Source organism: Streptomyces sp. NPDC007901 (assembly GCF_042959465.1).
Taxonomy (GTDB): Bacteria; Actinomycetota; Actinomycetes; order Streptomycetales; family Streptomycetaceae; genus Streptomyces.
In genome coordinates, this window is record NZ_JBIBKW010000020.1 from 25,345 (window position 1) to 51,737 (window position 26,393).

Annotated in this window: 23 protein-coding genes and 2 pseudogenes; 10 read left to right on the top strand and 15 right to left on the bottom strand. The window is 69.7% G+C overall.

Going from position 1 to position 26,393, the window contains the following annotated elements:
• Positions 1 to 12: 12 nt before the first annotated feature.
• From ACFZDK_RS42775 to ACFZDK_RS42800, 6 genes and pseudogenes are all read right to left on the bottom strand, one after another.
• Positions 13 to 621: a hypothetical protein gene (locus ACFZDK_RS42775; protein WP_390981110.1), complete on the bottom strand. Its 609-nt coding sequence runs from the start codon at positions 619 to 621 to the stop codon at positions 13 to 15.
• 47 nt (positions 622 to 668) lie between these two features.
• Positions 669 to 911 (bottom strand): annotated as a pseudogene (locus ACFZDK_RS42780) (SDR family NAD(P)-dependent oxidoreductase); the annotation flags it as partial.
• Positions 912 to 1,197: 286 nt separating this feature from the next.
• On the bottom strand, positions 1,198 to 1,767 hold the full coding sequence (locus tag ACFZDK_RS42785) for a TetR family transcriptional regulator (protein WP_390981112.1): 570 nt from the start codon (positions 1,765 to 1,767) through the stop codon (positions 1,198 to 1,200).
• A 243-nt stretch (positions 1,768 to 2,010) separates the two neighbouring features.
• Positions 2,011 to 2,436, bottom strand: a complete 426-nt coding sequence (locus tag ACFZDK_RS42790; protein ID WP_390981114.1) for a hypothetical protein — start codon at positions 2,434 to 2,436, stop codon at positions 2,011 to 2,013.
• Between the two features lie 322 nt (positions 2,437 to 2,758).
• Positions 2,759 to 4,258, bottom strand: a complete 1,500-nt coding sequence (locus ACFZDK_RS42795; RefSeq protein ID WP_390981116.1) for an MFS transporter — start codon at positions 4,256 to 4,258, stop codon at positions 2,759 to 2,761.
• A 500-nt stretch (positions 4,259 to 4,758) separates the two neighbouring features.
• Positions 4,759 to 5,397, bottom strand: coding sequence for a TetR family transcriptional regulator (locus ACFZDK_RS42800; RefSeq protein ID WP_390981118.1), 639 nt, complete (start codon positions 5,395 to 5,397; stop codon positions 4,759 to 4,761).
• 146 nt (positions 5,398 to 5,543) lie between these two features.
• Here ACFZDK_RS42800 and ACFZDK_RS42805 point away from each other — a divergent pair, with 146 nt between their 5' ends.
• Positions 5,544 to 7,880, top strand: a complete 2,337-nt coding sequence (locus ACFZDK_RS42805; protein WP_390981120.1) for an MMPL family transporter — start codon at positions 5,544 to 5,546, stop codon at positions 7,878 to 7,880.
• Between the two features lie 36 nt (positions 7,881 to 7,916).
• Here the strand turns inward: ACFZDK_RS42805 and ACFZDK_RS42810 are convergent, their stop codons facing one another.
• Together ACFZDK_RS42810 and ACFZDK_RS42815 are read right to left on the bottom strand one after the other, a co-directional pair.
• Positions 7,917 to 8,507: a hypothetical protein gene (locus tag ACFZDK_RS42810; RefSeq protein ID WP_390981122.1), complete on the bottom strand. Its 591-nt coding sequence runs from the start codon at positions 8,505 to 8,507 to the stop codon at positions 7,917 to 7,919.
• Between the two features lie 375 nt (positions 8,508 to 8,882).
• Positions 8,883 to 9,800, bottom strand: coding sequence for a ribosome-inactivating family protein (locus ACFZDK_RS42815; protein ID WP_390981124.1), 918 nt, complete (start codon positions 9,798 to 9,800; stop codon positions 8,883 to 8,885).
• 236 nt (positions 9,801 to 10,036) lie between these two features.
• Here ACFZDK_RS42815 and ACFZDK_RS42820 point away from each other — a divergent pair, with 236 nt between their 5' ends.
• Together ACFZDK_RS42820 and ACFZDK_RS42825 are read left to right on the top strand one after the other, a co-directional pair.
• A complete protein-coding gene (locus tag ACFZDK_RS42820; protein ID WP_390981126.1) occupies positions 10,037 to 13,774 on the top strand; it encodes a hypothetical protein in 3,738 nt (1,245 codons plus the stop codon).
• A 111-nt stretch (positions 13,775 to 13,885) separates the two neighbouring features.
• Positions 13,886 to 14,539, top strand: coding sequence for a hypothetical protein (locus tag ACFZDK_RS42825; RefSeq protein ID WP_390981128.1), 654 nt, complete (start codon positions 13,886 to 13,888; stop codon positions 14,537 to 14,539).
• 339 nt (positions 14,540 to 14,878) lie between these two features.
• Here ACFZDK_RS42825 and ACFZDK_RS42830 read toward each other — a convergent pair whose 3' ends face one another.
• Both ACFZDK_RS42830 and ACFZDK_RS42835 read right to left on the bottom strand, forming a co-directional pair.
• On the bottom strand, positions 14,879 to 15,151 hold the full coding sequence (locus tag ACFZDK_RS42830; RefSeq protein WP_390981375.1) for a hypothetical protein: 273 nt from the start codon (positions 15,149 to 15,151) through the stop codon (positions 14,879 to 14,881).
• The gene (locus tag ACFZDK_RS42835; RefSeq protein WP_390981343.1) at positions 15,102 to 15,524 is read right to left on the bottom strand and encodes a TetR family transcriptional regulator; all 423 of its coding nucleotides are present in this window, start codon (positions 15,522 to 15,524) and stop codon (positions 15,102 to 15,104) included. Before ACFZDK_RS42835 ends, ACFZDK_RS42830 begins: the two co-directional genes overlap by 50 nt.
• Positions 15,525 to 15,825: 301 nt before the next feature.
• Between ACFZDK_RS42835 and ACFZDK_RS42840 the strand changes: the two genes are divergently transcribed.
• From ACFZDK_RS42840 to ACFZDK_RS42850, 3 genes are read left to right on the top strand one after another with little or no spacing between them, the layout of a single operon-like run.
• A complete protein-coding gene (locus ACFZDK_RS42840; protein ID WP_390981130.1) occupies positions 15,826 to 16,890 on the top strand; it encodes a Rieske 2Fe-2S domain-containing protein in 1,065 nt (354 codons plus the stop codon).
• On the top strand, positions 16,887 to 17,057 hold the full coding sequence (locus ACFZDK_RS42845; RefSeq protein WP_390981132.1) for a hypothetical protein: 171 nt from the start codon (positions 16,887 to 16,889) through the stop codon (positions 17,055 to 17,057). The genes ACFZDK_RS42840 and ACFZDK_RS42845 overlap by 4 nt, the downstream gene beginning before the upstream one ends.
• Positions 17,054 to 17,992, top strand: a complete 939-nt coding sequence (locus tag ACFZDK_RS42850) for a 2Fe-2S iron-sulfur cluster-binding protein (protein WP_390981134.1) — start codon at positions 17,054 to 17,056, stop codon at positions 17,990 to 17,992. The genes ACFZDK_RS42845 and ACFZDK_RS42850 overlap by 4 nt, the downstream gene beginning before the upstream one ends.
• Here the strand turns inward: ACFZDK_RS42850 and ACFZDK_RS42855 are convergent.
• Positions 17,943 to 18,647: a helix-turn-helix domain-containing protein gene (locus tag ACFZDK_RS42855; RefSeq protein WP_390981136.1), complete on the bottom strand. Its 705-nt coding sequence runs from the start codon at positions 18,645 to 18,647 to the stop codon at positions 17,943 to 17,945. The two genes, ACFZDK_RS42850 and ACFZDK_RS42855, sit on opposite strands and share 50 nt — an antisense overlap.
• A gap of 199 nt (positions 18,648 to 18,846) precedes the next feature.
• On the opposite strand from ACFZDK_RS42855, the gene ACFZDK_RS42860 reads away from it, so the two are divergent.
• The 4 genes from ACFZDK_RS42860 to ACFZDK_RS42875 are packed head-to-tail and all read left to right on the top strand — an operon-like array spanning position 18,847 to position 22,198.
• Complete coding sequence (locus tag ACFZDK_RS42860) at positions 18,847 to 19,812, top strand: ABC transporter substrate-binding protein (RefSeq protein WP_390981137.1); 966 nt, start codon at positions 18,847 to 18,849, stop codon at positions 19,810 to 19,812.
• Positions 19,809 to 20,582: an ABC transporter permease subunit gene (locus tag ACFZDK_RS42865; RefSeq protein ID WP_390981139.1), complete on the top strand. Its 774-nt coding sequence runs from the start codon at positions 19,809 to 19,811 to the stop codon at positions 20,580 to 20,582. The genes ACFZDK_RS42860 and ACFZDK_RS42865 overlap by 4 nt, the downstream gene beginning before the upstream one ends.
• The gene (locus ACFZDK_RS42870) at positions 20,579 to 21,355 is read left to right on the top strand and encodes an ABC transporter permease subunit (RefSeq protein WP_390981141.1); all 777 of its coding nucleotides are present in this window, start codon (positions 20,579 to 20,581) and stop codon (positions 21,353 to 21,355) included. The genes ACFZDK_RS42865 and ACFZDK_RS42870 overlap by 4 nt, the downstream gene beginning before the upstream one ends.
• 24 nt (positions 21,356 to 21,379) lie before the next feature.
• Complete coding sequence (locus ACFZDK_RS42875; RefSeq protein ID WP_390981143.1) at positions 21,380 to 22,198, top strand: ATP-binding cassette domain-containing protein; 819 nt, start codon at positions 21,380 to 21,382, stop codon at positions 22,196 to 22,198.
• A gap of 142 nt (positions 22,199 to 22,340) precedes the next feature.
• Here the strand turns inward: ACFZDK_RS42875 and ACFZDK_RS42880 are convergent.
• From ACFZDK_RS42880 to ACFZDK_RS42895, 4 genes and pseudogenes are all read right to left on the bottom strand, one after another.
• A pseudogene (locus tag ACFZDK_RS42880) lies at positions 22,341 to 22,819 on the bottom strand (mycodextranase); the annotation flags it as partial.
• A gap of 89 nt (positions 22,820 to 22,908) precedes the next feature.
• Positions 22,909 to 24,525 carry an alpha-amylase family glycosyl hydrolase gene (locus ACFZDK_RS42885; RefSeq protein ID WP_390981145.1) on the bottom strand — a complete coding sequence of 539 codons (1,617 nt, stop codon included), beginning with the start codon at positions 24,523 to 24,525 and terminating at the stop codon, positions 22,909 to 22,911.
• Between the two features lie 31 nt (positions 24,526 to 24,556).
• Complete coding sequence (locus ACFZDK_RS42890) at positions 24,557 to 25,438, bottom strand: ABC transporter permease subunit (protein ID WP_390981147.1); 882 nt, start codon at positions 25,436 to 25,438, stop codon at positions 24,557 to 24,559.
• Positions 25,435 to 26,391, bottom strand: a complete 957-nt coding sequence (locus ACFZDK_RS42895; protein WP_390981149.1) for an ABC transporter permease subunit — start codon at positions 26,389 to 26,391, stop codon at positions 25,435 to 25,437. Before ACFZDK_RS42895 ends, ACFZDK_RS42890 begins: the two co-directional genes overlap by 4 nt.
• Between the last annotated feature and the right edge of the window lie 2 nt (positions 26,392 to 26,393).

Genomic DNA, 26,393 nt, shown 5'->3' on the forward strand with positions numbered 1-26,393 from the left:
AGTCCGGCCGGGTCACCGCCGGGTGTCGGGCGAGAAATCCACGCCCTGGTCGTTGAGTTGATGCCGGATCACGAACTCCTCGACGTCACCGGTCGGCCAGATCGAGCCGTGCCGGCGCAGCGCTTCGAGGAACTGCTCGTTCTGGGGGGCGTCCGTGACGATGAGGTTGGCGGGGTCGTTGTACCGCCAGGGGTCGTCCGAGAGCCGGGTGCGGAGCTCGACACCGAGCGACTCGAACCGGGTGCCCGCGGCGGTCCGGGTGTTGACCTGCAGTGCGGTACCGCCCTGGGCCGCGTCACCGGCGTCCTGGAGCCGCCCCTCGATGCGCTGGAGATCCGGGTCGGCGCGCAGGCGGCGCCAGATCCCGTCCCGCACGTTGTTGAAGTCGGCCCTCGCCAGGTTCCTCGCCTCCCGGAGGATGGCGGTGGCATCGGTCCGCTGGGCCGGCGTCATCGGCCCGCTGCCGACCTGCCCCCGCAACTGGTCGAACCGCAGCCGCGGTTGGGCCAGTCGGGTCCGGGTGGCAGTGGAACGCTGGCCCCTGAGCACGTCCCGGACCACGGCCCCCATCTTGCTGTTGGCCACGCGCTCGTACTGCGCGAGGACACCCGGTCGGGACACCGCAGGAGCGCGGGTCTGCGGTGAGATCACGGTGGCGGCCTGCGCGGATTGTTGACCAGGACGTCGATCCGCCCGAACCGCTCGCTCACCTCTTGGACCGCGGCGGTGACCGAGGCGTCACTGGCGACGTCGAGGTCGACGAAGGTCACACCGTCGAGCGGGGTGACGCGTGAGGTGTCGCGGCTTGTACCGACCACGTTGAAACCCGCTGCGACCAGTGCGAGCGCGGTTTCCTTTCCGATGCCGGAGGACGCACCCGTCACGAGTGCCACCGGCCGATCTGTCGTCATCGTGACTCCCGCACCCATTGAAAAACTGATCGGTTTCCAGCCACTGTAAACCGATCGGTTTCCACATGCAAGGCCACGCAACGGGCCCCTCCTTCGGCATGTCGGCCTACTTCCTCACCCTTCCTGGCTCACGGCATGCCCATCAACGCTCTTACGGCCATTGGGCTCCCCCTCCCGACTGCCGGGAAGCAAGGGCATGAGGCTATGGGAGCCGCTCCTGCTGTCGGAGACCGGCAGCCACTCGAAGAGCACATAGGTCACCGAGCCTGCTCGGAAGGGCGCTGCGTCAGCGCAGGTGTGCCGCATCGAGCATGGTGGTCACCGTGGGCGCGATGAGCCCTGTCAGTTTGTCGGCTCCGATCCCGGCGCGGGCGCTGGCGCCGTCGAAGACCAGGATCAGCTGACGGGCCAGCAGATCCGGGTCGCTCGCCCCACCCTGTTCAGCCTCGGCACGGAAGAAGGCCGTCAGGTTCGCCTTGATGCGGTGCGCCACCCGGCTCGCGGGGTGGCTCTGGTCCTTCAGCTCGATCTGCACGGCCAGGTACCGGCAGCCTCGGAATTCGGGTGCGCCCGCCTGCGATTCCACCTGCTCGAAGACGTGCATGATCCGCTCGCGGGGTGAGCGGCCGTCGTCCGCGGCGGGCAGGAGCCCGGCCACGAAGGCGGCGGCGCGTTCCTCCAGGCTCGCTGCCAGCAGTTCGTCCTTGCTCTCGAACAGCTTGTACATGGAACGCTTCGACACCCCCGCCGCCTTGCACAGCGCATCGATGCCGATGTGGACACCGTCTCGGTAGGTGAGCGTGGCCGCTGCCTCCAGCAGCCGCTCTCTGGAACTTGGCTTCACTTCGGTGGTCATACTGCGAGATTAACTCGCTTCCGACGAAATGGAAACCGATCGGTTTACAGAGGGGCCGTCAGGACGATTCCCGCGCCGCGCAGAGCCGAGCGCACGCTGGAAGCGCGCACAGAGGCTCGGCGACGCCCTTAAGGGGAAGACCGTCGCCGAGCCCTGCCCGCGTGCGCACTCCCATCCCCACGGAGCGGCACGCGCCGGGGCCACTCCGCACAATGGCCCCCGTCCTGGGTGAGTCGTGTTCCGCTACGCAGGGACGGCAGTCTCCTCGGGGTTCGCCTCGGTGAGGATGCGGTGCAGTCCTCTGCGGTCGCACCAACCCGTTCCACCGAAGCCAAACAGTGCGGCCGCCACGAGGCCGACGGCGATCATCACCCACCCCGGGGCCAGGCCCGCGTCATCCTGGGCGCCGTAGTAGTGGATCGAGCGGATGCCACCGGGGATCTGCCGCAGGGGTTCGAACTCCGCGAGAAAGCGACAGAAGCCGGGCAGCGCCTCTGGTGGCGGTGGAACCGGCCGTCGGCACGACCCTCGCGACATAGGGCAACGTGCCCACCAGCATGCCGGACGCGCCCAACACGGCAAGGAGGTGCGCGCACCGATCCCGGAGACCGCGATGGCGCCCGCCGAGTACAGCCCCAGCAGCGGTAGGCGGGCGGCGTCCGTCGCCATGAGGCCGAGCGTGCCCGGCATGCCGGTATGCCCACCGGCCTCGGAAATTCAGCCCATATCGTGGATCTGACGCCGCGTACGCCGCGTTGACGGACGGTGCCGGATTCCTGCGCTGATCAGTCTCCTCAAGACGGATCACGCGTGTAGCAGCGGGCACCATCCCAGAGATGCCCTGTCTTCCTTCGCCGATCTGTGCCGTGAGAACACCGGTCAGCGCTGGTAGCAGGGCGTTCCTCATTGTCCACTCGTTGCGATCGACATTGTCCACTCGTTGCGATCGACCGCGCGGGCTCGGTGGATTCAGGCCGGGTGGGCGGCACGCTCAGTGGGCAAGCACGGGCTCGCCCTCCGACGGCGCCAGAGGTGCGTTCGGCATCAGGAACGCCGTGAGCGCCGCGCCGACCACGAAGATCCCGGCGCCCCACGCCAGGGTGGCCGTGTAGCTCTCGACCCCGGCCTGGGCCATGGTCAGCGCGCCGGCCTTGTGCGAGGACAGGTAGTCGGTCGCGGCCGATGAGGCGACGGTGGTCAGCAGTGCCGTGCTGATCGAGCCGCCCACCTGCTGGCTGGTGTTGATCAGCGCCGAGGCGACGCCCGCGTCCTCGTGATGGATGCCTGCGGTCGCACCCTGGAACGCGGTGGTCATCACCGTGCCGATACCGAGGCCCAGCAGGATCATGCCGGGCATGATGTTGGTGACGTAGGCGCTGTTCAGCGTGAGCTGCGTCAGCAGGGCCATGCCGGATGCGGAGACCAGGAAGCCGGCGCTGACCACGACCTTCGGGCCGACCCTGGGCAGCAGCAGTGAGGGCACTGTGGTCGACGCGGCGACGATGCCCGCGACCATCGGCAGGAAGGACAGACCGGCCTCGATCGGCGAGTAGCCGATGCTGGCCTCCAGGTAGTAGGTCAGGAACAAGAAGATCGAGAACATCCCCATGCCCAGGACGAACACGGCCAGGAACGAACCACCTCGGGTCCGGTCCAGCACGAGTCGCAGCGGCAGCAGCGGATGCGCGACCCGGGACTCCAGCCAGGCGAACACCCCGAGCAGCACCACGCCGATGATCATGGAGCCGAGGGCGACCGGGTCGGTCCAACTGGTGGATTCGACGTGCGCGAAGCCGTAGACGATGCCGAACAGCGCGGCACTCACCACGACGGTGCCAGGAATGTCGATCTTGGGTCGCACGGTGACCGCGGGCTTGGCCAGCAGCAGCAGCGCACCGGCCAGCGCGACGCCCGCGAAAACGACGTTCACGTACATCACCCAGCGCCACGACGCCCATTCGGTGAGCATGCCGCCGAGCAGGAGTCCGACCGCGGCGCCCGCGCCGGACAACGCACTGAAGATGCCGAACGCCTTCGGCCTCTCGGCCGGGTCGGTGAAGGTCACGCTGAGCAGCGAGAGCGCCGCGGGCGCGAGCAGCGCGGCGAAGAGGCCCTGGGCCACGCGTGCCGCGACGAGTATGTCGAAGCTGGTGGCCGCGCCGCCGACGACGGATGCGGCCGCGAAACCGACCAGGCCGGTCACGAAGGTCGTACGGCGGCCGAACAGGTCACCGAGGCGACCCCCGAGCAGCAGCAGGCTGCCGAACGCCAGGGCGTACCCCGTGATGACCCACTGCCGGCTGCCGTCACTGAAACCGAGGTCATGCTGCGCTTCGGGCAGCGCGATGTTCACGACGGTCGCGTCGAGCGTGACCATGAGCTGCGCCACGCCCAGCACGACCAGCACCCACCAGCGCACGGCGTGTGAGCCGCGGTGGCCCGAGTCTGTTTTCCCGGAGGCGGGCGCCCCGCGGTCGAAGGTGGTACTCACTTTTCCCCTTTGTCGCTGGTCATGGGCCGACCATCGGTCGGAAACCGATCTGTTTCCCCTTAGGAAAACAGATCGGTTTCCATGACGCAAGTGAACATGTGGCCTCTGACGTGTGATCGATTCGACAGCACCGCGGCCCATGCCGGGCGCCGGGCGCTGTCGCAACACGCGACCGGTTGCCTTCCCGACGTCGCCGAGCAGCGCTTCCACGAACGGGGCATCCACATCGTGTCGTCACGTCGAGCCGCGCCGCCGGGGTATCGAAGCGTTCGGATGCAGCCAGCTGTCGACGACGAGGGTCAACGCCGTCAACTGCGGGAACGCATGGCATTCGACCAGCGGCCGATCCAGCCGGCGAGTACAGGAACACGCCCGCCCGCTCTGGCGCTCCGCACCGGTGGCTTCACTCTGCCGGTGCCGCCGACCCCACGACCCAAGCCATCGCGCTCCCGAGTCCCCGCGGGTGGACTCCGGTGACCTGGCAGGTCAGGTGGCCTGAATCACGTGCGTGCGACATTGCCGAGCGAGGCGCGCAGGTCGTCCTCTCCACTGAGCAAGGGAGGCAGGGGGGTCGCGGTGGCCGGGTTGAGTGAGTCGAAGAGCAGGGCGATGAAGCGGGCGCGCAGTGAGGGCGTGGCGCCGGGGAGGGCGAGGCCGGCGACGGCCATGACGAGGAAGTGAGGGATGTCCTCGGCGGTGAGGTCGGGGCGGATCTCGCCGGCCTGCTGTGCGCGCACCAGGAGTGGATGGAGTGAGGCGCTGAAGCGCTGGAGGACTTCCACTGCGACGTCGGCGAAGTTGCCGGCGAAGGTGACCAGGCCCCGCTCCTCGGTGATCAGGTCGAGCAGATGTGTGGCGATGTCCTGAAGAGCCTGGCGGGTGCGCGGGGAGTCGGCGGCTCGCTCGACAAGGGGAAGAAGGTCGGTTTCGAGGATGTCCTCCAGGACAGCTCGGACGATGGCCTCACGGTTGGGGAAGTGGCGGTAGAGCGTGGCGATGCCCACGCCGGCTTCTGCCGCGATCTGCTCCAGAGAGGCGTCACCTCTGCCCAGCACCGTCCGTCCCGCGGCGGTGATGCGCTCCACGCTGGAGCGGGCGTCGACCCGGCGCCGGGGCACGCGGCCCTCCATCGTTGCCATCTGTGACTCTTCCCTGATCTCCGATGAGGTCCCTGCATTCGATAGCACCCTACCGCATCGATAGTTCACTATCGGTTTGATAGTACCCTCTCACTTCGCGGTGCGGCCTGGCCCGTCAGGCCGCCTGGAAACAGAGGGAGAAGTCTGTGTCCGTTCTGCTGTACCGGCTGGGAAAGTTCGCCTACGGCAAACCCTGGTACGTCATCGGAGGATGGCTGGCCGTGCTGGCCGCGGTCGTACTCCTGCTCGTGGCAAATCCGGTCAAGCTCAGCAATGAAGTGCGCATCGACGGCACTCCGTCCCAAAAGGTCATCGACGGCTTGGCCACCTCCCTGCCAGAGGCGTCCGGCGGCCAGGGCATGCTGCTCTTCACCGCTCCGGAAGGCGCCCGGATCAACGACGAGAAGGTCCGGTCCGCCCTTGTGGACGCCGTGGACGCCGTCTACCGCCATGACCACGTCATCGACGCCAGGAAAGCCCTGGCCCGGGAAGCGGCCAAGGGCGAGAACAGCCCACTGCTGCGGGCTCAGGCAGCGGTCGCCCAAGCCGCCGGACGACCGTCCTCCGGCAAGACACCCCTCCCCTTGCAGCAGGGCGGCCAGCCGGTGCCGGGGGTCGTCGTCTCCGCGGACGGCTCAACGGCGCTGATGCAGTTCCAGTTCGACGAGCAGACCTTCGAACTTCCTTCCGGGACGATCGACAGCACCATCCAGGCCGCCAAGCAGCAGGCCGCGCCCGGCGGCCTGAAAGTCCTGCCGTCGGCGGCGATGATGGAGATCCCCGACATCATCGGCGTCGGAGAGGTCGTCGGCGTCGCGGTGGCGGCCGTTGTCCTGCTGATCACTCTGGGATCGGTCGTCGCGGCAGGTCTGCCACTCGTCATCGCCCTGGCCGGCGTCACGGTGGGAGTCGGCGGCGCCTTCACCCTCTCCACCATTTTCGAGATCCACTCACTCGCCGCGGTGCTGGCGCTGATGCTGGGACTGGCCGTCGGCATCGACTACGCACTGTTCATCGTCAACCGAGAACGCCGACTGATCCTCGACCAGGGCATGGACCCCCATGAAGCGACCGGCCGTGCGCTCGGCACCGCCGGGAGCGCGGTCTTCTTCGCCGGCAGCACCGTCATCATCGCGCTGGCCGGGCTCCTGGTCATCGGCATCACGCTGCTCAGCACCATGGCCATCGTCGCGGCCGGCACGATCGCGATCGCTGTCCTGCTCGCCCTGACCCTGCTGCCCGCCCTGCTGGGCCTGGTCAAAGAACGCATCTGCCCCACCGTTACCCGGCGAAGGGAACAGGAGCGGACAGGAGGTGCCCAGCGCACCCGGGCCGTCCGCTGGGGAGCACTCCTGGTCCGCCACCGGTACGCCGCCCTCGCGGCCTCGATCCTGATCCCCGCGATCCTGGCGATGCCCGCCGCCGACATGAAACTGGGCCTGCCCTCCGGCGCCAGCTACAACACCGACACCGGGCAGCGACGCAGCTACGACCTGGTCAGCGACGCGTACGGGCCCGGCTACAACGGCCCCCTCCTGATCGCCGTCGGCTCCACCACGAACGGACAGCCCCTCACCCCCGCAACCCTTGCCGCGGTGACCTCGGACCTGCGAAGCGTCAAGGGCGCCACATCGGTCTCCCTGGCCGGGATGAACCAGACCGGCACCACCGCCATCCTCAGCCTGATCCCTGGCAGCGGCCCGAACGACGAGGCCACCAAGGATCTCGTCACAGCCGTACGGGACAAGAGCCCGCAAATCCGCGCGACTCATGGCGCCGACATCGGCATCGCCGGTTTCACCGCCCTCGCGATCGACGTCTCCGACCGGCTCGCCGACGTCCTGCCGCTCTACGTGGCCACCGTCCTCGGACTGTCCCTCATCGTCCTGCTCCTGGTCTTCCGCTCCCTCATGGTCCCGGTGACGGCCACCCTCGGCTTCCTGCTGAGCATCGCCGCCACCTTCGGCCTCACCACAGCCGTCTTCCAGTGGGGCTGGCTGCAGAGCCTGATCGGACTCGACGCCACCGCACCGATCGTGAGCCTGCTGCCCATCATCATCACCGGCGTCCTCTACGGACTCGCCATGGACTACCAGATGTTCCTGGGGACCTCCATACGCGAAGCACACGTCCACGGCGCCACCGCCATCAACGCCACCATCACCGGCTTCGCCCGTGCCAGCTCCGTCGTCCTGGCGGCGGCCACCATCATGGTCTCCGTCTTCGCCGGCTTCGTCTTCAACGCCCAGCCCATGATCAAACAGGCCGGCTTCGCACTGGCCGTAGGCATCCTCATCGACGCCTTCGTCATCCGCATGACCTTCATCCCGGCCACCATGGCACTCGCCCAGGAGAAGGCCTGGTGGATCCCCGCCCGGCTGAACCGCCTGCTGCCCGACCTCGACGTCGAAGGCGACAAGCTCGCGCAGAGGATCCCGCTACCGCACCCCACCGCAGCCCACCAGGCAGAGACCATCAGCTGACCGGCGGCACCGTCTCTTCCCAACACCGTCATCAGGTCATCCGAAAGGGACAAGGCGGTCCCAGACAGACCGCGTTGGCCCTTTCGGATCGGAGAACGCCCAGAGCGGCTCGGCGCTCATGGTGGCCCTCCGCGGCGGCCCAGGGGCGGTGCACGCAATGGGCGTGAACCGTCCGTCCTTCGCCCGCACCAGCCAGCCCCGCCTCTCCAGCACGTAGGCACGGTGACGGATCTTCTCCACCTCGTTCTTGATCTCCGCTTCTCGGCCCACCGCCCGCGTCAGCTCCACCCCGTTCACCGGACCCGACGCGGCCACCGCAGCGGCGAACACCTCCCGATACAGGCCGCTGAGCACCTCCCCCATGCCCGACCGCCACACCGACGGCCTCTCGCCATGCCCCGCGCCCAAGCCACTCGACCCCACCGCGACAGCCATCTCACCACCAGACGGCACAGAAACCGACGTATTCACCGGGCTCTCCTCGGCCGGCACCGACACGAGCTCCTCACGCCCCACCCGGGCCCGCTCGACTCGCTCCCGCGCGGCATCCACCTCAGCCTGAGCCTGCTCCAGGACCTCCGTCCAGGACTCCAGATCCTGCCTCGCCCGCGCCTCACGCTGTTCCATCAACCCCAGCACCGACCCGACGGCATCGCACCCTCCTCGATCCACAACGCACTACTGAGCTTGAACTCGTGATGTCGTCGGGATGAGTGACAGTCCGGTTCCGGCGAGGCATGCGTCGATGAGATGAGGGCGGTACCGGATCTTCCTCATGTCGTGGCGGATGGTCTGGATGAGGTGCTCGTGGGTGGTGAAGGTGGTGTTGGACAGCTGGCGCGCCGCAGCAGGGACCAGACGTGGACGACGTCCGCCGGCGACGCCCCGCGCCGGCGACCGGTGCGGGGCGCGGACGATGTAGTCGCCGACGAGGTGGGGACCTCCATGGGGGGAGCGTCGTCCGACACCCACCCCGCCCGGCGCGGTAGGGGGCTCGCCGTGTCACAGAGAGTGGTGGAGAGCCACTGCCAACTGGGCGTCGATGGCCGACAGCGTCCAGAGGGTGCCGTCGCCGATGCGGTAGTTCGGGTGGGTGCCGTTCTGGGTCGCGTTCTGGGCGGCCCTGGAGATGCCGTCCCAGTTGTTCTCGAGGTCAATGCCCGTCACGTCGATGTTGCTGCCGCTCGACCCGGTGCTGCTGACCCTCGACGACGTTCCCGGGTACCACTTGTGGCTGCCTCTGATTGCCTGGCTGATGCGGTAGGAGATGAAGTCGAAGCGGGCGCCTTCGGCGAGGGCCTGGGTGAGGATCAGCAGGGACCGCGCCTCGTTCCGGCCGGCTGTCGTGCTGTTACGGCTGCCCAGGTCACTGATCGCGCCCTGGATGGTGCCCATGGAGATGCCCAGGCTGTCCCGGCTGACACCGGCGGCCCTCTCCATGTCGTTGTAGTTGACCCAGTCGAGGTTCCGGGGGCGCGCACCGCCATAGGTCGCGGGCCCTGTGTCCAGCCGGTAGTACGTGTCCGTGCCGTCATTGCGCCAGCCGACGACGTACAGGTTCCTCGCGTTGATCACCAGGGTGACCTGGCTGCCGCCCATGGCCAGGGTGACGGGGAAGTAGTCGTCTACAGACCTGGTCAGGATGATGTTGCCGTAGAGGCGGGTGCCCCGCAGTCGTCCACGGATGTCGTTGATGATGGCGTCGTAGCGGTTGGCGAAGTCCTTGTGGACGCCGACGGTCATGTCATAGCTCATACCGTCGGTCGGAACGTCTTTGCCGACCAGCTGGATCTGTGAACCCGGGTGGGACGGGTGGTCGCCGGACGTGAGCCCGCTCACGCCGGTGACGGCGACGGCGACGAGCGCGGCCGACGCGACGGCCGTGGTGGACAGGTTACGGATGGCTTGGAAGCGGGACATGGCGCTGTTCTCTCCAGGTGTTCGGTGTGCCGGGATCCGGCCTTGCCTCATTGAGATTCGCCACCGGAAAGTTGGCAGGCACCTCCCTTCCGTCACACAAATCAACCCCGTCAGGGCCGAAGGATCGATCGGATTCACCTGGCCGTCACCTGGGGGCAATTCGGACGTCGCCGGGCCACTCGTATGGTCATCGCTCCTGATGTCTCTTTTCGCCAGGTGTATGGAGGTACGAGCGCATGGGGCGTCCCGAGAGACCCCTGGACCCGGCGGCCGGTCCCGTGCAGCGGCTCGCCTGCGAGCTGCGGGAGCTGCGCAGGGGCGCGGGCAGTCCCTCCTACCGGATGATGGAGAAGACGGCGGGGTTCTCGTCGGCAACGTTGTCCGAAGCCGCCAGGGGCAAGCGGCTGCCCTCGCTCGCCGTCGTCCTCGGGTATGCGCGCGCCTGTGCGGGCGACCCCGGGGAGTGGGAACGCCGGTGGAAGGAGGCCGAGGCGGAGCTGGACCGGGCCCCCGCCGAACTTCCCGAGGACGCTCCGTCGCCGTATCGCGGCCTCACCCGGTTCGAGCCGTCCGACCGCCATCTGTTCTTCGGGCGGGACCGGATGGTGACCGAGGTCAGGGACCTGTTGTACCGGCAACGGTTCGCGGTGCTGTTCGGCCCCTCGGGGAGCGGGAAGTCGTCCCTGCTGCGGGCCGGCCTGATCCCCCGGCTGCAGGAGATGAGCGCGGAGCGCGACCACCCCGTGAAGCTGCGGATCATGACCCCCGGGCCCACACCCGCCACGACTTACGGACACCTCTTCACCCCGGCCGAGGACGAGCCGGAGAGCTGGGTCGTCGTGGACCAGTTCGAGGAGGTCTTCACCCTCTGCCGCGACCCGCACCAGCGCTCGCGCTTCATCGATCTGCTGCTCGCCGCCCGCGACCCGGGCAACAGACTGCGGGTGCTGGTCGCCGTACGTGCCGACTTCTACGCCCGCTGCGCCGAGCACCGGGGCCTGGCGGACGCCCTACGAGGTGCCGCGCTGCTGCTGGGACCGATGGTGGCCGACGAACTGCGGCAGGCGGTGGTCGGCCCGGCCCAGGCGGTCGGCTGTCTCGTCGAACGGACACTGACCGCCCGTCTGATCGACGAGGTCCACGGCGAACCCGGCGCCCTGCCGATGCTCTCGCACGCCCTGCTGGAGACCTGGCGCCGTCGCAGGGGGCGGACGCTCATGCTCGCCGCCTACGAGGCCGCAGGTGGGGTGCGCGGCGCGATCGCGGCGACCGCCGAGAAGGTGTACGGCGGCCTGTCGCCGGAGCAGGCCCGCACCGCACGGCACCTGATGCTGCGGATGGTCGAGCCCGGCCAGGGCACCCCCGACACCCGCCGCCCCCTCGCCCGCTCCGAACTGGAGGAGTGGGCGACTCCGGACGCGACGGTCGTGGTGGAACGGCTGACCCGTGCCCGGCTGCTGACCGCCGGCGAGGACGGCGTCCAACTCGCTCACGAGGCGCTCATCACCTGCTGGCCCCGGCTGCACGAATGGATCGAGCAGGACCGCGAAAGGCTGCGCCACCACCGGATGCTGGCGGACGCGGCCCGCACCTGGCTGGAGCACGACCACGACCCCGGCGCCCTGTACCGAGGCACCCGGCTGACCCGCGCCGAGGAGCTGTTCCCCGACCACGAGCGGGACCAGGCGCTGACCGTGTCGGAGCGGACGTTCCTCACCTGCGCGCTCGAGGCCCGCGCGTCGGAACGCCGGGCAGCCGCCCGCACCAGCCGCAGGTACCGCTTCCTGACCGTGTCACTGTCCGCCGTCCTGGCGGTGGCACTGCTGACGGGCTTCGCCGTCTGGCGCGAGTACGACGACAACCAGACCCAGCGCACCCAGAACACGGCCCGCCACATGGCCGACGTCGCCGACGCACTGCGCACCACCGACCCGCGTGCCGCGCTGCTGCTCGGCGTGGCCGCCTGGCGGACGGCCACACTTCCCGAGACACACCGGGCCCTGCTCGGCTCCCTCGCCCAGCCGGAGACGGATACCTTCACCGACCCCGAACCCGGTGACGACTCCGATCGCTTCCTCGCCGACTCCGGCCGGACGCTGCTCAGCGTCGAGGGCCACACCTGGCGCACCTGGAACGTGGCCACCCACCGCCGCATCGCCTCGGGGCGGCTCCCCGCCGGACAGACGGCGGTCGCGGTAAGTGAGGACGCACGTGTGCTGGCGCTCTCGGCGAGCGACGGCGTACGGCTGTGGGACACGGCCACCGGAGCATGGACCGGCGACCCGGCCCATCCGGAGAAGCCCTACTCCATCGTCGACTTCACCGGTGCCGGCTATCTGGTGACCTCCGTGGACGGCGACGACCAGACGCTGCTGCGTTCCGTCCGGGACGGCCGCCTGCTGTTCGCCGCGCGGTCGGCCGACGCGGCCGCGGGCCCGGGTCCCGGCGGTCCGCTGATGGTGGTCTGCTCCTCCGCCTCGGCCGCACCACAGGTATGGGACACCGCCCGCCATCGCGCTCTGTCCGGAGACTGGACGAATGCCACGGACGTCTGCGGCGACGACGAGGCCGCGCCGGTACTGGGCTCCGGGCGGCTGGCCGCGTTCACCGCGAACGGCGTCCGCGTCTGGGACATCCGGTCGGGACACCAAGTGGCCGAGCTCTCCCAGCCGGGCGTGGACTACGCCTCCTTCAGCAAGGAAGGGGACTTCCTGGCGACGGCCGACAGCACGGAGATCACGGTGTGGCGGCTGTCCTCCCCCGACGCCCCCGTGTTCCGTCACGCCCTCGACGGGCAGCACCTGTACCGGGGCCTGTACTGGGATCCCGGTCACCCGACCCTGCGCTACCTCGAGGGCGGCGCCGTCCACTCACTCGACCTCACCCGGGCCGTCACCCCCGCCTGGCTCGGGCACCCCCTGGACGACGCGCTGCTCAGCCCGGACGGCCGTACCCTGGTCACCGCCGAACGCATCGGCGGCGACTACCGCTTCCAGCTCCGCGACACCCGGGACGGCCACGTCGTTCGGACGCTGCCGTCTTCTCCTCTCCCCGTCTCCCGTGATCCCGCACGCCCGGTCGACCCGGGCGACACCACGCCCCTGATGGCGTTCGCCCCGGACAGCGGCACACTCGCCTACGGCATCTACGCCGCCGGCTACGAGGCCGCCCCCCAGCTGATCACGCTCTGGGACGTGTCCCACCACCGCATGCGTACCACCCTGGACCTTGCGACCGGCGACTCCGCCGGGGCCGTCATCGGCCTGGCCCTGGACTCCGGCGGCCTCAGGCTGTACGGCGTCCGCACGCCCGCCGTCGGCGAACTGCGCGACGAGGTGTGGGACACCGGGCGCCACCGCCCGGTCTCGACCCTGCCCGGTCTGGCCAGCGGCGACCTGGCCGTTCGCCCCGACGGCCGGCTCCTGGTCGGTGACAACCGCCTCGCGCGGCTCCCTGGCGGCTCCGTCACCGGACGCAATCTCGTCCAGGGAGACCAGGTCGGCGCCTTCGCCTTCGACACCGATGGCTCCCTGCTGGCCGTGGGCGACCAGACCGGCCGGGTCGCGCTGTGGGACGGGGACGTGCAGCACCGGGCCGGCATGCTGCGCAACGTCTTCCCCGCCGTGCACGACACCACCCCCGAGGCGGTCAGCGCGCTGGCCCTGAGCCCGGACGGCCGCATCCTCGCCGTCGGCGGCGACGCGGGCAGCCTCCAGCTGTGGGACGTGGTCGCCCGGCAGCCCCTGGGCGGACCGCTGACCACGTCGGGCGAACGTCTCGACTCGCTCGCCTTCGGCCCGGACGGCACGACCCTGTACGCGGGCAGCGCGCATGTCCCGCTCCAGCGGTACGTGGTCGATCCCGGGCAGGTCGTGGCACAGGTGTGCGCGCGGGCGGGTGGCAGCGGGCTGACGCGGGCGCAGTGGCGGACGTACCTTCCAGACGCCCCGTACCGGAGGGCGTGCGGAGGTTGATTTCCCTGCCGGAGGATTGACAGCCCTGATGAAACGGGTGGTCGGTCAACTCCTGGGCTCCGAGGATCGTCCTGTCGCTGCTTCGACCGACCCGATGGGAGAAAGCCCCCCATGCGCCTGAAGAAGACCGGCCGCAGAAAACTGGCCGTCCTCACCTCCGCCCTCGCCGTCCTCCTGATCCCCTTCTCTGCCGGATCGGCCAGTGCCAACACCAGCCCCGGCTGGGGTGACGACCGGCCGGACGTGGTCTGGGACTGCAACCACGGCAAGGCCAAGTGCTGGTACCACGAGGTCAACGCGTGGACCGCGCTGGGCAAGCGCCGGGAGGTGGGTAACCCGATCTACAACTGCTCGGGCAGCCAGACCGTCGACCAGACCCTCACGTGGCGGACCGACCGCACGACGTCGTACTCCTTCGAGCAGTCGACGTCGGTGGAGGTCTCTGCCGGCCTCGCGAAGGAGATCGAGGCGGGCATGACCGCCAGCTCGACGCAGACCGAGACCTGGCAGGTGGGGACCACCCTCAGCGCCAGCCAGTCGCTCACGAGCCATGTCCCTCCTGGTGAGGCCGGCGGCTGGTGGTTCGCGCCGTACTGGCGGCACTCCCAGGGCTGGATCGAGGCCCACTACGGCAAGCGCAACCACGGCCACTACTACTGGTACTACCCGGGCCGCGGTTCCACGGGCGTCCAGACCACCACGCCCGTGAGGCTGTCGGACGGCCAGATGAAGGGGAAGTGGTACTGGGCCACCTGGAAGTGCTGAACGCAGTTCTGAGAGGTCGCCGCCTCCCGTTGTTTCCTCCTGTTTTCTTCTGGAATGCGGACTTCGCCATGCGGTGTCGGGTTGCGCCAGGAGATGGTGGGCGCGCCGGTGAGGCGGCGGCGGGCCCTCAGGTCGGTCACAGCGAGGTGGACCACGACTCAGGGGCGGGCGGGAAGGGTCTCGTCGCGGGTGAGACCCGCCGTGGAGCGCCAGCCAGCGTCATGGCCCGCCGCACCACCGGCCATCCCTCCCGAGGCCGCGAGAATGACGCAATGACGGGGAAGCATCCTGTCCCACCGGGCCACCCCCGGGTACTCCGTCAACAATGTCGCACCCGTGTCATGGTGAATAAGCTGCCCGCATCCAGGCTTGGAAGTCGTCGTCCGCCAGCGGCGCTGGTACGGGAGTGGGGTCAGGGGTTGCGGCGATGCCCTTGATGAGCAGCTCGATGTGCCGAGACGCAAGCTCGGGACCGTGGGTTTCCATGCGAGCCGCTGCTGAACTGGCGGCGTGGATCAGCAAGGCAAAGTCGGTGGCTGTGAAGTCCTCCCGTACAGCCCCCTCAAACAGGGCCTGGTAGGCACCTCGTTCCCTTACTTGCATCTCGGACATGCGGCGCAGTGCCGCGCAGAGCGCATCCCAGCCGGTGTCTGCGCGCGCACTCATCAAGGACAGCAATTGCGCGGTCGAGGACGTCCTCGAAGACCTCCTTGACGAGGCCAGCCTTGGAGCCGAAGGCGCGATACACGCTCGCGACGCCGACGCCCGCAGACGCTGCGACCTCTTCAACAGACCCGTCCAGCCCGCGGCGTGCGAAGACAAGCTCAGCGGCTTCGAGGATTCTGCGGCGATTGCGCGCGGCGTCCTTTCGCGGTGTCTTTCCGGTCGTCACGTCCTTGGATTCGACCCGAGGGCCCCAGACTCCACAACGAACAGTAGTTGACCTGCAGTGATGCTGATTCTTGCCGCTGTACCGAGCATCCACCGACAAACGAGTAGCGCAATTGAAACTAAATGGATATTACTGGGCGATTAACGCCACGCCGTGAGTAGTCGCACTCGCCGTCGCCGCCTCCGGCTCCCCCGAGCGCGAACCGAATGGCCGCACCACGCGGCACTCCACTCTGGCGACCAGGGTTGACAGAACAAGGCTGTGACCAGCCTCTTTGCAGAAGTTCTTCCGCCTGACAGAAGCCGCCTTGCCGAGCCGATGCAAGTCTCACGACTCTGATTCCAACCACGGCACGCGGGGCGACGGAGCCCCGCCGACAGGGACGGGAACTGCCATGCCGCACATGACCGCGTTCGCCAGGAACCAGTGGTACGTCGCCGCCTACAGCGAGGAAGTCGGGCGGGAGTTGCTCGGGCGGACGATCCTCGGGGAGCCGCTCGTGTTCTACCGGGCCGAGGAGGACGGTGCGCCGGTCGCGCTCAGCGACCGCTGTGTGCACCGGCGTTACCCGCTGTCGGAGAGCGGGCTGGACGGGGACCGGATCGTGTGCGGGTACCACGGGTTCACCTACGACCGGACCGGCGCGTGCGTGTACGTGCCGGGGCAGAAACGCATACCGCGCACCGCCCGGGTCACCTCCTACCCGGTGGTCGAGCAGGACTCGCTGGTGTGGGTGTGGATCGGCGACCCGGCGCTCGCGGACGCGGAGACCATCCCGCGGGCCCGGCACCTGGACTCCCCCGGCTGGACGACCGTGCGGGGCATGGAGCCCATCGACGCCGACTACGGTCTCCTCGTCGACAACCTCCTCGACCTCTCCCACGAGACCTATCTGCACGGCGGTTACATCGGCACCCCCGAGGTCGCCGAGACGCCCATCACGACCGAGGTCGACGAGGGGGCGGGGATCGTGCGGGTGAGCCGGCACATGGACGACGCCGAGTGCCCGCCGTTCTACGCCCGTTCGACCGGGATCGAGGGCCGGATCACCCGCTGGCAGGACATCGAGTACCACGCCCCGTGCCTGTATCTGCTGCACAGCAGGATCGCCCCGGTCGGTGTGGTGCCGGAGGCCGACGGCAGCGACCCGAACGGCTTCCACACCGAGATCACCTACGCGATCACCCCGTCCGCGGACGGCAAGGTGTACGACTTCTGGATGGTCTCCCGGGACTGGGCGACCGACGACGCCGAGGTCACCGAGTTCCTGCGCGGCAACAACCACACGGTGGTCATGCAGGACGTGGACGCCCTCAACCTGCTGCAGCGGACGCTGGGTTCGGAGCGGGCCGGCTACCAGGAGCTGAGCATCAACATCGACACCGGTGGTCTCGCCGCCCGCCGGATCCTCGCCCGGCTGGTCGAGGAGGGCGACAAGCCCGTGGAGAAGGTCCTGTGAGCACGCCGACCGGTGAGGTCTACCGCATCGACTGGCTGCCGGGCACCGACGTGCTGCACGGCACCTGTCACTGCGGCGCCGAGCACACCGCGCAGGACCCGGTCGAGATGTGGGAGTGGATGCTCGGCCCCCCCGAAGGCCACCAGCCCCCGGAGCGCACCCCATGAACCTGTACGAGGCCGAACTGGTCGTCGGCGAGCGGAAGTCGGCGGCCGACGGTGTCGTCGCCCTCACGCTGCGGCACCCGCACGGCGAGGAGCTTCCCGGCTGGGAGCCCGGAGCACATCTCGACGTGGTGCTGGGGCCGGAGCTGGAACGGCAGTTCTCGCTGTGCGGGGACCCCGGCGACCGCTCCCGGTGGCGGATCGCGGTGCTGCGGGAGCCGGACGGGCGGGGTGGATCCGCCTTCGTCCACGAGCAGCTGCGCGTCGGCGACAAGGTACGGGTGCGCGGACCCCGTAACCACTTCCGGCTGGAAGCGGCCCCCCGCTACCGGTTCGTCGCGGGCGGTATCGGCATCACCCCGATCCTGCCGATGCTCGCCGCCGCCGAGGCCGCGGGCGCCGAGTGGACGCTGCTGTACGGCGGACGGACCCGGCAGTCCATGGCGTTCACCGGGGAGTTGGCCCGGTACGGCGACGACCGGGTCACCGTCGCCCCGCAGGACGAGACGGGGTTGCTGGACCTGGGTGCGGTGCTGGACGACGTCCCGGAGGGCACCCTGGTGTACTGCTGCGGTCCGGGGCCGCTGCTGGACGCGGTGGAGGCGCGCTGTCCGGCGGGGGTGCTGCGGGTGGAGCGGTTCCAGCCCAAGGAGCGACCGGCGGGCGAGGAGCGGGAGTTCGAGGTCGTCCTCGCGCAGAGCGGTCGTACCCTCACGGTCGCGCCCGGTGTCTCCGTGCTGGAGACCGTCCGGGGCGCCGGGGTCGAGGTGCTCTACTCCTGCACCGAGGGCACCTGCGGGACGTGCGAGACGGACGTCCTCGAAGGCGAGCCGGACCACCGGGACTCGGTGCTGACCGAGGAGGAACGGGCGGCCGGCGAGACCATGCTCATCTGCGTGTCGCGGTGCCGAGGGGAGCGCCTGGTACTCGATCTGTGATCCGCAGGTCCGCCTCGATGCGCGCCACCGCCGCCAGCAGGTGGGGCAGCAGTTCGCGGCGGGCCGTCGCGGCGGACGTCCGGCCGCTGTGCGTCGCGAGGGTCACCCCGGCCACCACCTGGCCGCTCCGGTCCCGCACCGGGGCGGCCAGTGTGCTGACGCCGTCCTCGGGGTCGTCCTCGCACAGGGTGTGTCCCGGTGCGTGGGCCAGTAACGCCCGGCCCGCCGCCGTCCCGTACGCCGGGAAGCGTGCGCCCACGGCGATCGTCGCCGCCATGACCCGCCGGGCCGGGGCGGCGGCGACATGCACGACCGTGCCTCCGTCCAGCACGCACAGCGTCGCCGACTCCCCTGTCAGCACGGCGAGTTGCTCCAGATGCGGTCGCGCGAGGTCCGGCAGGTCGAGGCCGGAGAGATAGGCGTAGCCGAGTTCCAGGACGCGTGGGGTGAGGCGGAAGAGGCGGCCGTCCGAGTCCACATAGCCCAGGTCGGCGAGGGTGAGCAGCAGGCGGCGGGCGGCCGCGCGGGGCAGGTCGCAGGCGCGGGCCACCTCGCTGAGCGTGCGCGCCGAATGGTCGGCGTCGAAGGCGCGGATCACGGCCAGACCACGCTCGAAGGACCTCACGAAGTGCGGTGCGCGGGCATCACTCGGCATGGGCGCCTCCCCGATTCGGCGGTTCGACTCGGAGAACACGGTGAGAGCGCGGTTCGATAACTGTCAACAATTTTGTCAGCTAAAACCATTGACCGGGTTGTCCGGCCGGTTCTACCGTCCCGCTGAGCCCCCCAACCGAGCACCATTGTGCGCACAGCGCACAGCCTGTCGGAACACCGTTGTCTGCACAGGAGGAGCCATGCGTCGTCTGCTCGCCGGTCTCGCGGCCGGCACCTTCATGTTCGCCACGGCGGCCTGCGGCTCCTCCGGGGGCTCGTCGTCCACCTCGTCCTCGCCGGGCGGCACCACCACCGTCAAGGTGGGGATCATCCCCATCGTCGACGTGGCCCCCCTCTACCTCGGGCAGAAGGAGGGCTTCTACAGCAAGCGCGGCCTGAAGCTGTCCATGACGCTCGCCCAGGGCGGCGCGGCCATCGTGCCCGGGGTGACGAGTGGTCAGTTCCAGTTCGGGTTCAGCAACATGACCTCGCTGATGATCGCCCAGTCCAACGGCGTGCCCGTGCAGGCGATCGCCAACGGCGTGGCCTCGACCGGCGTCGAGGGCAAGGACTTCGGCGGGCTCGTCGTGAAGAAGGGCAGCAGCATCACCTCGGCGAAGCAGCTGGAGGGCAAGAAGGTCGCCGTCAACACGCTGAAGAACATCAACGAGACCGCGGTGCGCGAGTCGGTGCGCAAGGCGGGCGGCGACCCGGACAAGGTGAACTTCGTCGAGCTCGCCTTCGACCAGATGCCGGCCGCGCTGGACAAGGGCCAGATCGACGCGGCGATGGCCGTCGAGCCGGCCCTCGCCACCATGAAGGGCCAGGGCGCCACGGAGATCGCCTCGCCGCTGGTCGACGTGGCGAAGAACCTCACCGTGGCGATGTACTTCACCTCGGCCTCGTACGCGCAGAAGAACCCGGCCGTCGTCAAGAAGTTCCAGGAGGCCACCGCCGAGTCGCTGGCCTACGCGGACGCGCACCCGGACGAGGTCCGGCAGATCGTCACCACGTACACCAAGACCCCGGCCGATGTGCTGGCCCAGGTGACCCTGCCCAAGTGGCCCGCCGACGCGAACCGTTCCTCGATCGAGGCGCTGGAGAAGCTGAGCGAGCAGGACGGCCTCTTCAAGACCGCCCCCGACCTGGACAAGCTGCTGCCGTGAAGGGCCTGAACACCCTGTTGGGTGCGGCCGGGCTCGCGGCCTTCCTCGCCCTCGGCGAGGCGGTGCCGCGGCTCGGCCTGGTCAAGGCGGACTACTTCCCGCCGACCAGCCGCATCGTCCGCGCCCTCGGCACCGAACTCGCCGACCGCGCCTTCTGGTCGGCGCTCGGCGACACCCTCACCGGCTGGGCGGTGGGTCTGGCCGTCGCAGTCGGCGCCGGCATCGCGGCGGGCGTCGTCCTCTCGGTCGTCCCGCACCTGCGCCGGGCGACCGCCTCCACGATCGAGTTCCTCCGCCCGATCCCCTCGGTCGCTCTCATCCCCCTCGCCATCCTCCTCTACGGCACCGAACTCCGCTCCGTCCTCCTGCTCGTCGTCTACGCCTCCTTCTGGCAGGTGCTGATCCAGGTGATGTACGGCGTCCAGGACGTCGACCCGGTCGCCGAGGAGACGGCACGGTCGTACGGTCTCGGCACCTGGGCCCGGGTCCGCCATGTGCTGTGGCCGACCGCGCTGCCGTATGTGATGACCGGCGTCCGGCTGGCCGCCGCGGTCGCGCTGATCCTCACCATCACCGCCGAACTGGTCATCGGCGCACCGGGGTTGGGGCAGCAGATCGCGGTCGCCCAGGCCTCGCAGGCGGTGCCGGACATGTACGCCCTGATCGTGGTGACCGGGCTGCTGGGGCTGGTCATCAACGTGGGCGCCCGCTCGGTGGAGCGGCGGGCGCTGGCCTGGCACCAGTCGGTGCGCGGGGAGGTGGCGGTGTGAGGCGGCTGCTGCTCGGCGCGGTGTACGTGCTGGCCCTGCCCGCGGTGCTGGTCGCGCTCTGGTGGGTGGCCTCGGACGGCAGCACGAACGTCTACTGGCCGCCGCTGCGCACGATCCTGAGGACCTTCCCGGACGTCTGGACCGGTCAGCGGCTCCGCGACGACCTGCTGCGCAGTGTGCTGCGGCTGCTCGCCGGGTACGCGACGGCGGCCGTCGCGGGGGTGGCCCTCGGCACGGTCATCGGCTCGTACCGGCGGGTGCGGGCGGTGTGCGAGCCGGTCCTGGAGTTCCTGCGGGCGGTGCCGCCGCCGGTGCTGGTCCCGGTCATCATGCTGTTCGCGGGCATCGGCGACACCATGAAGATCGTGGTGATCGCCAGCGGCTGCGTCTGGCCGGTCCTGCTCAACACGGTCGAGGGCGTACGGGCGGTCGACCCGGTGATGGCGGAGACGGCCCGGTCCTACGGCATCACAGGCGTGGCCCGGCTGCGTACGCTGGTACTGCGTTCGGCGAGCCCGCAGATCTTCGCGGGCCTGCGGCAGGCGCTGTCCATCGGGATCATCCTGATGGTCATCAGCGAGATGTTCGCGGCCAGCAACGGGCTCGGCTTCACCATCGTGCAGTTCCAGCGCGGTTTCGCGATCCCCGACATGTGGACCGGGATCCTGCTGCTGGGCCTGCTCGGCTTCGCGCTGTCGGCGGTCTTCCAGGTGGTCGAGCGGCGGGTGCTCGGCTGGTACCACGGTCTGCGCGCGACAACCCGGCGGCCTTGAGTGAACCTCGTGAAAGGGCGGTCCATGCTCGACGTACGCGGCCTGCGGAAGGTCTACGACGGATCCGGACGCCGTATCGAGGCGGTGCGGGACCTCACCTTCACCGTGGAGGCGGGCGAACTCGTCTGCCTCGTCGGCCCGTCGGGCTGCGGCAAGACCACCCTGCTGAAGTGCATGGGCGGGCTGCTCACCCCGACCGGCGGCGAAGTCCAGCTGGAGGGGCGGAAGGTGACCGGGCCACCGCCCGGGATGGCCTTCGTCTTCCAGGAGTACGGCCGCAGTCTGTTCCCCTGGATGCGGGTCGCCGCGAACATCGAACTCCCGCTGAAGCAGAAGAACCTGCCCCGGGAGCGGCGCAGGGAGCTGGTCGCCGACGCGCTGCGCTCGGTCGGCCTCGCGGACGCCGCCGACGCGTACCCCTGGCAGCTCTCGGGCGGTATGCAGCAGCGGGTCGCGATCGCCCGCGCCCTCGCCTACGAACCCCGGGTGCTGCTCATGGACGAACCGTTCGCGGCCGTCGACGCCCAGACCCGGGCCGATCTGGAGGACCTGGTCCGGGGTCTGTGGCGGGAGCGCGGGATCACCATCCTGTTCGTCACCCACGACATCGACGAGGCGGTCTACCTGGGCGAGCGGGTCATCGTCCTCTCCGCCTCCCCCACCGTCGTGCGGGAACAGCTGAAGGTCGATCTGCCGGACGAGCGGGACCAGTTGCACACGCGGGTCGCCCCGCGCTTCGCCGAACTGCGGACCCATGTGTACCAGCAGATCCAGGCGGCGAAGCGCGGGGTACCCCGGGGGGAGGACCCGGTCACGACCTCAGATAGACCTCCACTTCACTGAACTGGCCATCCGGCCAGCCGTTGTTGGCGGTGACGTCAGCCGCAGGTGGCGCAGGTTGGTGGAGTCGGCCAGGGCCACGGTGACGGTCTTGCCGGTGGCCGGGTCGAAGCGGTAGTCGGCGGCGCCCACCAGAGGTGCTGGGCACGACCGAGTACCAACTGCCGGCGCCGAGCAGGGTCACGTTCCGCACGCCGCTCAGGGAGGACGTCAGCTTGTAGTCGCCGGCGGGATCCACACCGTCCCGCCCTGGGCGGCGGAGATGGCGTCCCGGAAGGCCTGGGTGGATGCGAGGCGGCTGCGGCGACCTGCTCGAAGTCGGCCACGTCGACGGTGACTTGAGTGCCTGTGGACTCGAAGGCGACCTTGTCGCCGGCCTGGATGTTCCGGCCGAGCAGCAGCCGGGCGTTGTCGAAGAAGTGGAGACGTTCACGGCGTTGGATGTCTGGGGGCGGTGAACTCGACCCGCTGCCCGGAGGTGAGGCGGACGGCCTGGCGGCCGGATGCCTCGGAGGCGAGGGTGCCCTGCGTGTAGTCGGGGCCGATCTTCGTGCCGGTGGTGGTCGCCGACTCCGCCTCCACGGAGGTGAAGGGGAGGGTGGCGGCCGCCGCGATGGCTGGCATGCCCCTGACAGTTCCGCCTGTGGTGCCCTGCACGTGCTGATCCCTTCGAGGTGGGGGGTGAACGGGATAGCGCGAGCGGTACCGGCGGCTCAGGTCGTCAGCCAGGCCGCCGTGTCCTGCGGCAGCCGGCCCTCGTCGTCCAGGGGGCCGCTGGTGAGCAGGAGCGCGGAGTGGGCGGGGAGTTCGGCGGGGGCGGGCGCGAGGTTGACCACGCAGGTCGCACCGTCGGCGCGGGTGAAGGCCAGGACGCCCTCGGGGGCGGGCAGCCAGGTCAGCGGTCCTGCGCCGAAGCGCGGGCGCAGCGCGATCGCGTGGCGGTAGAGCGCGAGCACGGAGCCGGGGTCGTCCTGCTGGCGGTCGACCGCGTACGACGCCCAGCCGGCCGGCTGCGGCAGCCACGGCTCCTCGCCTGAACCGAAGCCCGCGTACGGCGCCCCGGCCGCCCAGGGCAGCGGCACCCGGCAGCCGTCGCGGCCCGGATCGGTGCCGCCCGACCGGAAGTACATCGGATCCTGGATGCGGTCGGCCGGGATCTCGGCCTCCGGCAGCCCCAGCTCCTCCCCCTGGTAGACGTAGACCGCGCCGGGCAGGGCCAGCGAGAGCAGGGCCGCGGCCCGGGCCCGGCGGGTGCCCAGGGCGAGGTCCGTCGGGATGCCGAAGGCCTTGGCCGCGAAGTCGAAGCCGGTGTCCTCGCGGCCGTAGCGGGTGGCCGTGCGGGTCACGTCGTGGTTGCACAGCACCCAGGTGGCGGGGGCGCCGACGGGCGCGTGCTCGGCGAGGGTGGTGTCGATCGACGTCCGCAGCCGGTCCGCGTCCCAGGGGCAGGACAGGAAGGAGAAGTTGAAGGCGGTGTGGAGTTCGTCGGGGCGGAGGTAGCGGGCGAAGCGCTCGGCGTCGGGCAGCCAGACCTCGCCGACGAAGACACCGCCGTAGGCGTCGGCGACCGCGCGCCAGGAGCGGTAGATGTCGTGGAGTTCGTCGCGGTCGACGAACGGGTGCGGCTGCGGGCGGGTGGCCAGGTCGGGCAGGGCCGGATCCTTGGCGAGCAGGGCCGCCGAGTCGATGCGGACGCCCGCGACGCCCCGCTCGAACCAGAACCGCAGGATGTCCTCGTGCTCCTGGCGGACGGCCGGGTGCGCCCAGTTGAGGTCGGGCTGCTCGGGGGTGAAGAGGTGCAGGTACCACTCGCCGTCGGGCAGCCGGGTCCACACCGGTTCGGTGGAGCCGACGAACTGCGAGGGCCAGTCGTTGGGCGGGAGGTCGCCGTCCGGGCCGCGGCCCGGGCGGAAGTGGAACAGCTCGCGCTCCGCACTGCCGGGGCCGGCCGCCAGCGCCGCCCGGAACCAGGGGTGCTGGTCGGAGACGTGGTTGGGGACGATGTCGACGATCGTCCGGATGCCCAGCTCCCGTGCTTCCGCGATGAGTTTCTCGGCCTCGGCGAGGGTGCCGAAGGCCGGGTCGATGGCCCGGTAGTCGGCGACGTCGTATCCGCCGTCCTTCATGGGTGACGGGTACCAGGGGCTGAACCACAGGGCGTCCACGCCGAGTTCGGCGAGGTACGGCAGCCGGGCGCGGACGCCCGCGAGGTCGCCGGTGCCGTCGCCGTCGCTGTCGGCGAAGCTGCGGACGTACACCTGGTAGATGACGGCGGAACGCCACCAGTCGTGGTCCTCGTGGTCCTTCGGGGCATGGCTGGGCTGTCCCACTGTGCGTACCTTTCTGTCGGAGGAAGGGCCGTCAGCCCTTGGTGCTGCCCGCGCTGATCCCGGCGATGATGTGCCGCTGGAAGACGAGGAACAGCGCGACCATCGGGATGCTGGCGATCACCATCGCGGCGATGAGCACGGTGAGCTGGATGTTCTGCGACAGCTGGACCAGGGCCACGCTGATGGGCTGCTTGTCGGTGTCGGAGAAGACCATCAGCGGCCACAGGAAGTCCTGCCAGACCGCGACCAGCGCGAAGATCGACACCACCCCGAGCACCGGGCGGGACATGGGCAGGACCACGGACCACAGGATGCGCAGCTTTCCGGCGCCGTCGATCTCGGCGGCCTCCAGCACGTCCCGCGGCAACTGGTCGAAGAACCGCTTCAGCAGATACAGGTTGAAGGCGTTGGCGACGGCCGGCAGCCAGATGCCGAGCGGGTCGTTGAGCAGGCTGGTGTGGAGGAACGGCAGGTCGGCGACGGTCAGGTACTTGGGGACGACCAGGGCCTGGGCCGGGACCATCAGGGTGGCCAGGATGCCGCCGAGGACCACCTTGCCGAAGGCGGGCTTCAGCTTCGACAGGGCGTAGGCGGCGGCCGTGCAGAACACCAGCTGGAAGGCCCAGGCGCCGGCGGCCTGCACCACCGTGTTCCACAGGTGCTCCGGGAGCTGCATCAGGTCCCAGGCATCGGTGTAGCCGGACAGGTGCCAGTGTTTCGGGACGAGGGTGGGCGGGGTCCGGGTGACCTCGTCCGGGGACTTCATCGCGCCGGTCACCATCCAGTACACGGGGAAGAGGAAGGCGAGCGCGAACAGCAGGACGACGCCGGTGAAGACCGTCCAGTAGACCGCCCTGCCGCGCGGGCGGGCCAGGGTCGCGGGCGAGATCAGGGTGCGGGTCGCGCTGCTCATCCGTCCTCCCCGGAGCGGGTCAGCCGCAGGTACACGGCGGAGAAGATGCCGAGCAGCACCAGGAGCATCACGCTGAGCGCGCAGGCGCCGCCGAAGTCGTTGTAGAGGAAGGCGTACTTGTAGATCAGGTAGAGGACCGTGACCGTGGCGTTCTCCGGGCCGCCTCCCGTGATGACGAACGGTTCGGTGAACACCTGCATGGTGGCGATGATCTGAAGGAGCATCAGCATGAGGATGACGAATCGGGTCTGGGGGATCGTCACATGCCGGATGCGCTGGAGGAGGTTGGCGCCGTCGAGTTCGGCGGCCTCGTACAGCTCGCCGGGGATGGACTGGAGGGCGGCCAGGTAGATGAGGACGGTGCCGCCCATGTTCGCCCAGGTGGCCACGATCACCAGGGAGACGAGCGCGGTGTCGGCACCGTTGGACCAGTTCGAGGTCGGCAGGTGCAGGAAGCGCAGGGTCTCGTTGGCGAGGCCGGCGCCCGGGTCGTAGAACCACTTCCACAGCAGGGCGCTGACCACCGGCGGGATCATCACCGGGAGGTAGACCACGACCCGGAAGAACGCCTTCGCGTGCCGGAGTTCGTTGAGGACCAGGGCGAGCACGAACGGGATCGCGAAGCCGATGAGCAGGGCCAGCAGGGTGAAGGTGAGGGTGTTGCGCCAGGCCGCCGAGAACTCGGGGTCGTGCAGGACCCGGGTGAAGTTGGCGGTGCCGACCCACTCGGGGGACGAGCCGGGCGTGTACTTCTGGAAGGAGATCACGATCGCGCGGATCGCGGGGTACCAGGAGAACAGGGCGAAGCAGATCAGTCCGCCGAGCAGGAAGCCGTAGGCCCGGGCCTGGTCGGTGATCCGGCGCCGCCTCCGGTCCCCTGCCGGGGGCGGCGCCGGGGCCTGTCGGGCGCCGACCGCCGCGGGGGCCGGTCGGCGCTCGGCCGTCTTGGTCATCG